Below are 12,437 nucleotides of genomic sequence, written 5' to 3'. Positions count from 1 at the left end.
CACGCCCTCGTACGATCGACCCGTGCCGCCCCGCTCCCCGCTCCCGGCGCGCCACGGCCTCGACGCCGCCCGGATCCACACTCCCGCGGCCGACCGCGAGCCGGTCGACCGGTGGCCGACGATGGGCGCGTGGCTCCGGCACCGCCTGCCGGAGCACGTCGACGTGCCGGGGATGCTGGCGCAGGAGCGGTTCGTCGACGAGACCGGCCGCGCCGTGCGCGACGCGGACCCCTACGCGCCGATGCGATGGGTGTGGTTCCACCGGGAGCTGCGCGACGAGCCGCCGGTGCCCGGCCGGATCCACGTGCTGCACCGGGACGAGCGCCTGGTCGTCGTCGACAAGCCGCCGTTCCTGGCCACGATCCCGCGTGGCGGCCACGTGCGCGAGAGCGTCGTCGTGCGGCTGCGTGAGGAGCTCCGGCTGCCGGAGCTGTCGCCGGCGCACCGGTTGGACCGGGTCACCTCCGGCCTGCTGATGCTGGCGACCGAGGCCCGGTGGCGCGGCGCCTACCAGAGCGCCTTCGAGCGGCGCGCGGTGCACAAGACGTACCGGGCGCTCGCGCCGCTGCGCGCCGACCTGGAGCTCCCGCGTGTGGTGCGCAACCACATCCGCAAGCAGCGAGGCAGCTGGTGCGCCGAGGTGGTCCCGGATGCGCCGGCCAACGCCGAGACCCTGGTCGAGCTCGAGCGTGAGGTCGACGGTCTCGGGGTCTACCGGCTCACGCCGCGCACGGGCCGCACCCACCAGCTTCGCCTGCACCTGCTCGAGCTCGGCATCCCGATCGTGAACGACCCGCTGTACCCGCAGGTGCTCGACGTCGCGATCGACGACTTCCGCCATCCCTTGCAGCTGCTCGCAGCCGAGATCGCGTTCGCCGACCCGGTCGACGGGCGACCCCGACGGTTCACCAGCGCCCGCTCGCTACCGCTCGCACCGGAGAGCTGATCCCCGGGGCGCCCCTCACGGACGCTGCTGACCCCGCGGCCAGGCGGCGTCCGCGGGCGGCAGGTCGTCGTGCGTCGTGAGGTGGATGCGGTCGACGCGCAGGCCGGACTCGCCGGCGAGCACCGAGAGCGTGTGCGGGCCGGCGGTGATCGCCAGGTCGGCGAGGTGGACCCACATCCACACCTGCTGCGTGCCGAAGGTGTAGAGGTCGCCGCCGCAGAACTGCTCGGTGACCGGCTGCGGCGTGCCGTCCAGCGCGAGCACGCACGAGTCGTCGGTCTTGTCGTCGAACTTCACCAGCAGCCACACGTGCCAGGTGCCGGGCGAGGTGACGTCGAGGCGGTAGTGCAGACCGGGGGCCGTCGCCGGGTCGTCCCAGACCAGTCCGCGCTGCGGTACGTGCATGGCCAGGCCGGTGCGCCCGTCGGTCTCGGCCTGGGTGTGCCGCCACCGGGCGGGCGGCCCGGCGAGGGACGGGGTCGTCCACGCGGTGGGGCCCTCGACCAAGGCGGCCTCGGCCTCGATCGCGATGGTGCCGCCGACCTCACGGTGGATGCCGGTGTCGAGCGCGGCCAGGAGGTCCTTGGTGCCGTCAGGTCGTGCCGTGTGTGTCGCGGGCCCGAGGTTCGCCTGCGGTCGCTCGGTCGGCCGCTTGAAGGTGGTCTCGGTCGCCCAGAACGTCGAGTCCGCGTACCGCACGTCGGGCAGCGGGACGGTCGCCGGATCGGTCCGGTACACCGCCCGTGCGAGCCGGTCGAGGAACGGGCGCGGGTCCTGAGCCGGGTCCGGGTCGGTGGTGCCGGTCCACGGCCGGCCGTCGTGCCGGCTCACCGGCGGGCCGAGGTTCGTCGGCCGCTCGGCCGCGGTGTACAGCACGAGCTTGGACAGCCCGACGTCCGGGTCCAGGGCGTGCAGGCGGACGGTGTGCGGCCCGGCCACCAGGTACGGCAGGCGCAGCCGGAGCCGCTCGACGCCGTCGAGGACCGCCTGGTCCCACACCCCGCGGTGCTCGTCGGTCGTGGGGGACTCGACGGTCACGGTCGCGTGCTCGTCGACGCTCACCCCGACCCGGATGCGGCCGGTCGACGTGAGGGTCGGCAGGCGGTGCAGCTCGAGCACGTGCGCGCCGGGGGTCAGCAGATGGACGTCGTACTCGACGGCTTCGGACTCGGACCTCGCGGCGCCGGTCGACTCCAGCAGGCCGGTGGTGTCGCGGCCGAGGTCCGGGACGACGCGCCACGACGCATCCGCGCCGGCGGCCGGGCGGTCGGGTCGCGCGGCGTCGATGGCGACGACGCCGTCCGCCTCGACGTATCCGGGGACGCCCGTCGGTGCCGCCGCTGCGACGCGCACCGCGACCGTGGTCTCGGCGCCCGTGCCCAGGTCGCGGATCCGGATCGATCCGCGCCGCCCGGCAGCGGTGCCGGTGGGGCCGGCGGTGCCCGCGAGCGTGACGCCCAGCCTGGCCTCGGTGGCGACCTCGCCGACCGGCTCGGACACCGTGATCCAGTCGTCCGCAGTGATCGCGTAGCGGACCGGGCGTGCACCGGTGGGGAAGAGCTCGAGCCAGCTCGAGGACGGCCCGTCCGGCCCGAGCACGAGCTCGGGCGAGGCGACCGGTGCGTCGTCGCCCCGCACCACGACTCCGAGCTCACTCTCGGCGGGGATCTGCAGCGCCGGGCGTCCGGGCGGGAAGAGCGCCATGGTCGGCGGCGGGAAGTCCTTCGGGGTGAAGATGTGCTCCCACCGGCCGTCGGACATCGTGCCGTTGTAGAAGTCGATCAGGGCACCGGCCGCGTCCGCGAAGGCCCGCGAGACGGCCAGGTGGTGGTCGGCCGCGGCGAGCTTGCCCTGCTCGTGCGCGAGCGTGCTGCGGTCGGCGTGCACGAACTCGCCGTTGACCAGGTAGGCGAGGTGCACCTTGACCGCGACGAGCTGCGCGAAGGCGTCCCGCTCGGCGTCCGGCAGCGCGGCCAGCAGGTCGAGCGACTCGTCGACGAGGTCGCGGAGGACCGCGAGCCGGCGGCCGGCCTCGTCGCCGTACCCGGTCTGCGGGAAGACGTCGGCCGCGAGGTGCTCGATCTTCCGTTGCTGGTTCACCCGGTAGTACGTGGACAGCATCGAGGCGATCCGCTCGCCGTGCCCGCCCGAGAAGGTGCGGTCCGCCCAGGCGCGGACGAAGTCGTGCGGCGGCGCGTCGGGCGCGCGCTCGACGTCCCACGCGTACCGCAGGAAGTACTCGGTCTCGAGTTCGAGCGGCTTCAACCCGCCGACGTTGTCGACCCACAGCGTGCGGATCCCGTGCCGCCACGACTTCTCGAGCTCGTGGCGCATGAGCGCGAGCGGTGTAGACGACGTCGCGAGGTAGCTGCGCGGCGGGGGAGACCAGTAGGAGGAGTGGTAGTACAGGCCGTGGCCGCCGGACCGGGCGCGCTCGGCCTCGGAGGGCAGGCGCCGCACGTGGCCGAAGTTGTCGTTCGCCCAGACCACGGTCACGTCGTCGGGCAGGTCGAGGCCCGAGTCGTACAGCGGCAGCACCTCTTTGTACGGGATGAACAGCTGCAGGGCGGTGGCGGCGCGGTCGCCGAGGCCCTCGGTGAGCAGCCGGCGCTGGTCGGCGATGACCTCGCCCAACATGTCGACCTTGGCCCGGTGCTTCTGCTCGGGCGACAGCGACTCGTCGGCGTCGATCGTCCGCGTGGTGAAGCCCGAGTCGTGGATCGCGCGCATCCCGACGGTCCAGCTGACCTCGTACGCGCCGTTCTGCCGGACGGAGCCGCGCCAGTACTCGCGCAGCATGTCCTGGTTGTGCCCGGGGACCGAGTAGTCGTACTCGACCTGCTCGCCCTGGGCGGCGCACCACGGCCGGAACTCGTGCTCGTTGGAGCGGAGCAGCATGTCGCAGTGGCTGGACCCGACCACGATGCCCATCTCGTCGGCCAGGCGGCCGTTCTCCGGGTCGTGGTTGAACGCGTTGACGTGCATCGCGGGCCACAGGTAGTTGGCCTTGAGGCGGAGCAGCAGCTCGAAGACGCGGCGGTAGGTCTCGGGGCCGATCGTGCCGTCGGCGGTGTGCGCCGCGGCCCAGGCGTCGAGCTCTTCCTCGTCGTTGAGGAAGACGCCGCGGTAGCGGACCGACGGCCAGTCGTGGACCACCGCGTCGGGGCGCAGGGTCACGTGCTCGCGGGCCTTGACCGGGACGTCGCCCCACCACCACCAGGGTGAGACACCCGCCTGCTCGCACAGCTCGTAGATGCCGTAGATGGTGCCGCGCCGGTCGGTGCCGGCGACGTAGAGCGTCTCGCCCACGACCTGCAGCACGTACCCCTCCCAGCGCAGGGTGCCGTCCTGGCGTAGCGGAGCGATGTCGAGCACGCCCGCGCCGATGGCCGCGTCGATCGCGGGCGACGTCCCGATCGTGCCGAGCACGACGTGCGCGGCGCTGGACGGTCCTTCCTCGACCACCGCACCGCAGACCTTGCCGAGGTCGCGTGCCAGGTCCTCCGCCGCGCGTCGCACGGCGGGCGACTCCGCGGGATCGACGGCGACGACGGTGGTCGCGCCGCGCGCTGCGATCGTGAGCCCGGTGCGCTCCGGGGCCAGCAGGTTCGTCCTCACCGGGCGATCCGGGAGCCGAGCCAGGCGAGCTGGCGGGTGACCTGGTGCGCCTGGCCGCCCTCGTGCAGGTTGTAGGGGTAGACCTCGATCTCCGCGGGCGGCCGCTCACGGTCGTGACCCCACTGGTTGCGCGCGGCGAACACGGTCGAGGGCGGGCAGGTCATGTCCCGGAGCGCGACCGAGAACAGCGCGGGCGCGGTCGCCCTGCGGGCGAACGACACCCCGTCGTGGTAGCCGAGCGTGCGGAACACCGCGGCCTCCCGGTCCCGGTGCACCTGCAGGTAGCTGACGATCTCGTAGTACGGCTGCCGGTCGGTGATGTCCACCGCGCGGCGGTAGTGGCAGAGGAACGGCACGTCGGGCATCGCGGCCACGAGCCCGTCCACCAGGCCCGCCACGGCGATGGCCAGCCCGCCGCCCTGGCTGACCCCGGTGACCGCGATCCGGTTCGGGTCGACCCCCGGCAGGGCACGGGTGGCGTCCACGGCGCGGACCGCGTCGGTGATCAGCCTCCGGTAGTAGTAGGTCTCGGGGTCGAGGATCCCGCGGGTCATCACGCCGGAGACCGCCGGGTCGCTGCCCACCGGGTCCGCGGTGGCGCCGCCGCCCCAGCCCGAGCCCTGGCCGCGGGTGTCCATCACCACGTGCAGGTACCCGGCCGACGCCCAGGTGAGCCGTTCGATCGGCAGGCCGCGACCCCCGCCGTAGCCGAGCAGCTCCACGACCGCGGGCAGTGGCGTCCCCGCCGAGCCCGCCGGCCGGATCGCCCAGGCGCGCACCGGGTGGCCGCCGAAGCCGGCGAACGAGATGTCGTCGACCTCCACGAGCGCGAGCCCGGTGTCGACCGGGGTCACGGTCAGGCCGAGGTCGTGCTCGCGGGCCTCGCCGAGGGTGCCGTCCCAGAAGTCGTCGAAGTCGGTGGGCTCGTCGACGCGGGGCAGGTAGGTCCTCAGCTCGTCGAGCTCGAGGTCGAACAGGGGCATGGTCTCCTCACCGGCCGGTGGAGTCGGCGGATCCGGTCACTGCGGCGGCACGACCGCGGTCGACCCGCGGACGGTCAGCGAGCCCTGCAGCACGATCTCGCTCGGGGTCAGGATCTCCTGCTCATGCGCGTCGGTCGATGCGCCGTTGCCGTCGCGTCCGCCGCGCCCGCGGCGGCCGTGCAGCGACCGGAGCAGGAGGTCGGCGCCCATCGAGCCGATGCGCTCGGTCTGGGCGGCGACGGTGGTCAGCGGCGGCGTGCACATGCTGGCCATGTCGATGTCGTCGTGGCCGACCACGCTGAACTCCTCGGGCACCCGGACACCTCGGGTGACCAGGCGGTTGAGCACGCCGATCGCGAGCAGGTCGTTGAACGCGATGACGGCGGTCGCGCCCGTGGTGAGCACGAGGTCGCCGGCCAGGACCCCGCTGGCGAAGGTGGGCGCCGGCGTCGGCACCACGATCACCTCCACGCCAGAGTCCTGCGCCGACAGCACGGCCGCTCGGCGGATGTCGTTGCTCCAGGAGCCCTCGGGCCCGGTGACGTAGGCGATCTTCCGGTGACCCAGCGCGATGAGGTGCTGGACGCCCTGCATCGCTGCGGCGCCGAGGTCGTAGGTCACCGAGGGCAGACCGGGGATGCGCCGGTTGAGCAGCACGACCGACGCGTCGCCGATGGCCTCGCGGATCTGCTCGTCGCTCGACCGCGGCGAGCAGAGCAGCAGCCCGTCGGTGTTGCGGACGAGGGACTCGATGGTCTCGCGCTCGCGGGTGACGTCCTCGTCGGTCTCGCTGACGAACAGCGCGTTGTCAGGGGTGCGGATCCGCGCGGCCACACCCTTGATCACTTTGGCGAAGAACGGGTTGGAGAGATCCGGGACGAGGATGCCGAGGTTGCCGGTCAGGCCGGTCGTCAGGCCTCGGGCCGAACGGTTCGGCGTGTAGCCGAGCCGGTTCGCGACCTCGAGGATCGCGCGGCGCGTGCTCGGGTGGACGCTCCCCCCGGACATGGCTCGCGACACGGTCGACGCCGACACACCGGCAGCCTTCGCTACCTCGTGGATCGTCGGGCTCACGGCACCTCCCTTGGTGGCACGGAGTGAGCATAGCGTGGAATCGGTTGCATTCGGCAAGTCCTCAGAAGATTCTCTCAAAGTTGCAGGTCAGAGGCATGCCATGGCATGGCGCGTCCCACGGTCCCGATCCGTGGGATGCAAATGGTTGACAGATGTTGCAACCGGTGCCAAAGTTGCCGTCACCGCCGCACAGCAGCGGCGCACGGCCCCCTCAAGGGAGAGGTACGGATGATGAACGAGCGAGTGTGCGCGTCGGCCCTCCGGCCCTCGGCCACGTCGCGGACGCCCCGGGCGGCCCGGCCATGAGCCTCGCAGAGCTGCAGCGCGTCACGAAGCGCAAGGGTGCGGCGAAGGGCGCCGGCCAGGCGGACACGCCGGACAACAAGGCCGCCCTGGCCTTCCTCGGTCCGTGGATCCTCGGGTTCCTCGGGCTCACCCTCGGGCCGATGATCGCGTCGTTGGTGCTGTCCTTCACCGACTACAACCTGCTCCAGAACGCGAACTTCGTCGGCTTCGACAACTTCGTGCGGATGTTCCACGACGAGCGGCTGCACGAGTCGATCCGCGTCACCTTCACCTACGTGCTGGTCGGCGTCCCGGGCCAGCTCGCGGTCGCGCTCTTCCTCGCCCTGGTGCTCGACCGCGGGATGCGGGGCCTGGCGTTCTACCGCTCGGCGTTCTACCTGCCGTCGCTGCTCGGCTCGAGCGTCGCGATCGCCGTGCTGTGGCGCCTCGTGTTCGGCGCGGACGGCCTGTTCAACGCGTTCCTCGGGATCTTCGGCATCGACACGACGCACAGCTGGATCGCCGACCCCTCGACCGCGCTGTGGACGATCATCCTGCTGCACATCTGGACCTTCGGGTCGCCGATGATCATCTTCCTCGCCGGCCTCCGGCAGATCCCCCGCGAGCTCTACGAGGCCGCCTCGACCGACGGGGCCGGCCCGCTGCGCCAGTTCCGGCACATCACGCTGCCGCTGCTGACCCCGATCATCTTCTTCAACCTGGTCCTCGCGGTGATCAACTCGTTCCAGACCTTCACCCAGGCGTTCGTGGTCTCGGGCGGGACCGGCGGTCCCTCCGACTCGACGCTCTTCTACACGCTCTACCTCTACCAGCAGGGCTTCGGCTCGTTCCGGATGGGCTACGCGTCGGCGATGGCGTGGCTGCTGGTCCTCATCGTCGGTGTCCTCACCGCGATCAACTTCTGGGTCTCCAAGTATTGGGTTCACTACGATGACTGACACCCTGACGATGGACAGCTCGGAGCGCCAGAACGAGCGCCCCACCCCCACCTGGTCCGGCCCGCCGCTGCGCACCCGCATCTGGACGGTCGTCAAGCACATCCTGATGCTCACCGCGGTGCTGTTCTCGCTGTACCCGGTGCTCTGGATGGTCGCGAGCTCGCTGCGGCCCGAGAGCACGATCTTCACGAACACGTCGTTCATCCCGGACTCGTTCGACGTGTCGAACTACGTGCACGGGTGGAACGCGCTGGGTCAGCCGTTCGGCGTCTACCTGGTCAACTCGACGATCATCGTCGCCGGCGCGGTGATCGGGAACCTGATCGCCTGCTCGATGGCGGCGTACGCGTTCGCCCGGCTGAAGTTCCGCTTCCAGCGCCCCGCGTTCGCGGTCATGCTGCTGACGATCATGCTGCCGCTGCCGGTGGTGATCGTGCCTCAGTACGTGGTGTGGGCCCAGCTCGGTCTGATCAACACCTTCGTGCCGCTGATCCTGCCGAAGTTCCTCGCCACGGACGCGTTCTTCGTCTTCCTGATGGTCCAGTTCCTGCGCGGGCTGCCCAAGGAGCTCGACGAGGCGGCGCGGCTGGACGGTGCCGGTCACTGGCGGATCTTCGGCCAGATCCTGCTGCCGCTGATGACCCCGGCCCTGGCCACCACGGCGATCTTCACGTTCCTGTGGACCTGGAACGACTTCTTCGGCCAGCTGATCTACCTGACCGACCCCACCAAGTACACGGTCCCGGTCGCGCTGCGCGCGTTCATCGACGTCCAGGGCCAGTCCTCGTACGGCGGCATGTTCGCGATGAGCGTCGTGTCCATCCTGCCGATGCTCCTGATCTTCACCTTCGGTCAGAAGTACCTGATCCGAGGGATCGCGACGACCGGAGGCAAGTAGCCCTCGGCCGAGGTTCACCCGGCGGGTTCCGCCGCTGCAAGCTCCACCCCTACGAAAGGATCATCAATGCGTTCGACAGTGTTGTCCCGACGCCGACTGGGCGTGGCCGCGCTCGCTGTGGCGAGCACCTTGGTGATGGCCGCGTGCGGCACCGCCACCGGGAACACCGACGCCGGCGGGTCCGGTACCCCCACGCTCAGCACGGAGGACGTCGACCTCCGGGTCGCGTGGTGGGGCGGTGACTCCCGGGTGCCGATCACCCAGGACGCGATCAAGGCGTTCGAGGCCGAGTACCCGAACATCCACGTCACCGGTGAGTACTCCGACTGGGGCGGCTACTGGGACAAGCTCGCCACCGAGACCGCCGGCAACAACGCCCCGGACGTGTTCCAGATGGACGAGCTGTACCTGGCGTCCTACGCCCAGCGCGGCACCCTGGTCGACCTGTCGCAGTACCCGCAGCTGGACACCTCCGCGCTCGACCCCAACGTCGTCGCGCTCGGCCAGACCGACAACGGCCTCTACGGCATGCCGATCAGCACCACCGGGTTCGCGATCCTGGTCAACCAGGACGTCCTCGACGAGCTGGGGCTGACCCTGCCGGACACCACGACCTGGACCTGGGACGACCTGCAGGCCTTCGCGGAGTCCGTCACCGAGGCGAGCGGCGGCTCGATCGTCGGCATCGGGCCGATGAACAACGGGTACTCGCTGCGCCTGTGGGCCCGCCAGAACGGTGAGGAGCTCTTCACCGACAACGCGGTGTCCATCTCGGCGGACACCCTGGCCGGCTACTTCCAGATGGCGCTCGACTGGACGAAGTCCGGCGCGGCCGCGTCCGCCTCGCAGCAGGCGCAGTCCGCCTCGGGCTCGATCGACCAGTCCGACTTCTCGACGCAGAAGCAGGCGCTCGCGTTCTCGCAGTCCACCCAGGTCCCGGTCTACGAGGCCTCCACCGGCGCGAACATCCAGCTGGTGCAGATCCCGAGCATGGACGCGAACAAGACCCCGTGGGCGTACGTCAAGCCGGGCATGTACTGGTCGGTCTCGTCGCAGAGCGCGCACCCGGCCGAGGCCGCCGCGTTCGTGAACTTCATGGTCAACAGCGTCGAGGCCGGCAAGATCCTCGGCACCGACCGCGGCATCCCGGCCAACCCGGACGTGCGCTCCGCGATCGCCGACACGCTGTCGTCGGGGCAGACCAAGGCCGTGGACTTCGACGCGATCTTCTCCCAGAACCTCGGGACCGCGCCGAACATCACGCCGAACGGCGCGAGCCAGCTGGACTCCGTGATCGCGCGGTACCTGCAGGACGTGGAGTTCGAGAAGGAGACGCCGGCGGATGCCGCGACGGCCATGATCGACGAGCTCCAGCAGTCGATCGACGAGGCCAACTGAGCTGAACCGACGAGCCGGGGTGGTGGCGCGAGCCACCACCCCGGCTCTCGTGTGCCCGGGGCTCACCGGCGGCGGCGCGCCGATCCGACGAACGGACCGCCGCGCGCGTGCGGGGCCGGGGTGGGCGGCGACGAACGGACCGGGACCCGCGTGCGAGCCCGGAGCGGGCGGCGTCGCGCGGGGTGGCCGGGGACGCGAGCGTGGAGCGGGCAGTGCCGAGCGGCTCAGCCCTCGCGGAGCACGCGCACCGCACCCGCCGGGACCGTCCATCGGCCGGTCACGTCGGTGCCCGTGAGCAGCTCGTGCCCGGCGGCCCGGAGGGTCGCGTCGGTGCTGGTGTGGTTCACGGCGACGAGCCACGTGGTTGCGCCATCGTGCCGGCGGACGACCTCGACCCCTGCGGGGGTGACCACGTCCGGCTCGATCCCGGCCTCGGCGAGCAGCAGGTCGGTGAGTCGCTGCAGGCCCTCGGCGTCGGGACGGGTCGCCAGGTACCAGGCCGAACCGTCGGGCGAGCCGGCCACGCCGGGCACGGTCCGCCGGGTCAGCGCCGGGACACCGGCCAGATCACCGTCGGAGAACGTGCGCATCGCGACGGTGCCCGGCTCGAGGTGCAGGTCCTCGCTCCACAGGTCGGCGCGGGTGCCGTCGTCGAGGGTGTGGACCTCGCCGGGCAGCAACGGCCAGAACTCCTCGGTGCGGACGCCGAGCAGGTCGCGGAACGCGCCGGGGTAGCCCCCGAGGTGAACCCGGTCGTGCTCGTCGACGATCCCGGAGAAGTAGGTGACCAGCACCGTCGCGCCGTGCTCGGCGGCACCCGCGACGTTGGCCGCCTCGTCGGCGGTGAGCAGGTACAGGGTCGGCACGACCACCAGGTCGTAGCCGGTCAGGTCCGCGCCCGGCGGCACGACGTCGACCGTGACGTTCCGCCGCCACAGTGCGCGGTAGTGCGCCAGGAGCGTGCCCGGGTAGCTGATGTCGACCGAGGGGTGCGAGTCGAGCTCGGCGCCCCACCAGGCGGGGTAGGAGAAGACCAGGGCCACCCGGGACCTGACGCGCGAGCCACGCAGCTCGGCCACGGACCGCAGCGCACTGCCCAGCTCGACCGTGCGCCGCCACACGCGAGAGTCGGTCCCGGCGTGCGGCACGAGCGCGGAGTGGTACTTCTCCGCGCCCGAGGCCGAGGCTCGCCACTGGAAGAACATCACCGCGTCGGCACCGTGCGCGACGTGCTGGAACGAGTTCCGCAGCATCTCGCCGGGGCGCTTCGCACGGTTGTGCGGCTGCCAGTTGACCGCGGAGGAGGAGTGCTCCATGAGGATCCACGGCTTCCCACCGGCGACCCCGCGGGTCAGGTCGGCGCTGAACGCCAGCTCGACGTGGGCCTCCGGGTCGTCGCCGATCAGGTAGTGGTCGTTCGCGACGACGTCCATGTCCTCGGCCCAGGCGACGTAGTCCATCCACTTGTTCCGGGTGGTGACCATGAAGTTCGTCGTGGCGGGCACGTGCGGCGTGACGTCCCGGAGCACGTCGCGGATCGCCCGGTAGTGCTCGAGCCAGGCGTCCGAGGAGTACCGGGCGAAGTCGAGCTGCTGGGCCGGGTTGAGCGAGGTCGGGGCCGACCGCGGCGGCAGCACCTCGTCGAACGTCGAGTAGCGCTGGGACCAGAAGCTCGTGCCCCATGCGGTGTTCAGCGCGTCGATGCCGCCGTAGCGGCTCTTGAGCCACCGGCGGAAGCCCGCGGCGGCGTCGTCGGAGTAGTCGTGCGGCACGTGGCAGCCGAGCTCGTTGTCGACATGCCACAGGGCGAGCGCAGGGTGCGTGGCGTAGCGCTCGGCGACCAGCCTGGTCAGGCGCAGCACGTGCTGACGCCAGACCGGCGAGGCGATCCGGTAGTGCTGGCGGCTGCCGGGCCCGAGCACGGTGCCGTCCTGGGCGACCGGCAGGATCTCGGGGTGCGCGTGGACCAGCCACGGCGGCGGGCTCGCCGTGGCGGTCGCGAGGGCGACCTTCACCCCGGCGTCGTGCAGACGATCCATCGTGTCGTCCAGCCACTGCCAGTCCAGGACGCCGGGGGCCGGCTCGATCCTCGCCCACGAGAAGATCGCGACCGAGACGAGGTTCACGCCGGCCTCCTGCATGAGGGCGACGTCCTCGATCTGGACGTCGTCCGGCCACTGGTCGGGGTTGTAGTCCCCTCCGTAGGCGAGGCCGGTGACGCCGAGCGGCCAGCGGGCGGGGTCGGTCACGGGGTCCTCCAGGTGAGCAGGAGCTGA

At 71.5% G+C, this 12,437-nt stretch carries 8 protein-coding genes; 4 read left to right on the top strand and 4 right to left on the bottom strand.

Annotated features, from left to right (window positions below; all coding sequences use genetic code 11):
- Positions 1 to 22 precede the first annotated feature (22 nt).
- Positions 23 to 946, top strand: coding sequence for a pseudouridine synthase (locus OEB99_RS08965; RefSeq protein WP_263509705.1), 924 nt, complete (start codon positions 23 to 25; stop codon positions 944 to 946).
- Positions 947 to 961: 15 nt separating this feature from the next.
- Here OEB99_RS08965 and OEB99_RS08960 read toward each other — a convergent pair whose 3' ends face one another.
- From OEB99_RS08960 to OEB99_RS08950, 3 genes are read right to left on the bottom strand one after another with little or no spacing between them, the layout of a single operon-like run.
- The gene (locus tag OEB99_RS08960) at positions 962 to 4,564 is read right to left on the bottom strand and encodes a glycosyl hydrolase 115 family protein (protein WP_263509704.1); all 3,603 of its coding nucleotides are present in this window, start codon (positions 4,562 to 4,564) and stop codon (positions 962 to 964) included.
- A complete protein-coding gene (locus OEB99_RS08955; RefSeq protein ID WP_263509703.1) occupies positions 4,561 to 5,547 on the bottom strand; it encodes an acetylxylan esterase in 987 nt (328 codons plus the stop codon). Before OEB99_RS08955 ends, OEB99_RS08960 begins: the two co-directional genes overlap by 4 nt.
- A 36-nt stretch (positions 5,548 to 5,583) precedes the next feature.
- Positions 5,584 to 6,621, bottom strand: a complete 1,038-nt coding sequence (locus OEB99_RS08950) for a LacI family DNA-binding transcriptional regulator (RefSeq protein WP_263509702.1) — start codon at positions 6,619 to 6,621, stop codon at positions 5,584 to 5,586.
- A gap of 302 nt (positions 6,622 to 6,923) precedes the next feature.
- On the opposite strand from OEB99_RS08950, the gene OEB99_RS08945 reads away from it, so the two are divergent.
- The 3 genes from OEB99_RS08945 (at position 6,924) to OEB99_RS08935 (ending at position 10,161) form a co-directional block, all read left to right on the top strand.
- Positions 6,924 to 7,865, top strand: coding sequence for a carbohydrate ABC transporter permease (locus OEB99_RS08945; RefSeq protein WP_263509786.1), 942 nt, complete (start codon positions 6,924 to 6,926; stop codon positions 7,863 to 7,865).
- Positions 7,858 to 8,763, top strand: a complete 906-nt coding sequence (locus OEB99_RS08940; protein ID WP_411910678.1) for a carbohydrate ABC transporter permease — start codon at positions 7,858 to 7,860, stop codon at positions 8,761 to 8,763. Before OEB99_RS08945 ends, OEB99_RS08940 begins: the two co-directional genes overlap by 8 nt.
- A 66-nt stretch (positions 8,764 to 8,829) precedes the next feature.
- Positions 8,830 to 10,161 carry an ABC transporter substrate-binding protein gene (locus tag OEB99_RS08935; protein ID WP_263509701.1) on the top strand — a complete coding sequence of 444 codons (1,332 nt, stop codon included), beginning with the start codon at positions 8,830 to 8,832 and terminating at the stop codon, positions 10,159 to 10,161.
- A gap of 224 nt (positions 10,162 to 10,385) precedes the next feature.
- Here OEB99_RS08935 and OEB99_RS08930 read toward each other — a convergent pair whose 3' ends face one another.
- Positions 10,386 to 12,410, bottom strand: coding sequence for a beta-galactosidase (locus OEB99_RS08930; protein WP_263509700.1), 2,025 nt, complete (start codon positions 12,408 to 12,410; stop codon positions 10,386 to 10,388).
- Positions 12,411 to 12,437: the final 27 nt, after the last annotated feature.

It is taken from the genome of Actinotalea endophytica, assembly GCF_025717005.1.
Lineage (GTDB): Bacteria > Actinomycetota > Actinomycetes > Actinomycetales > Cellulomonadaceae > Actinotalea.
This window is presented reverse-complemented; position numbering and strand designations above follow the sequence as displayed.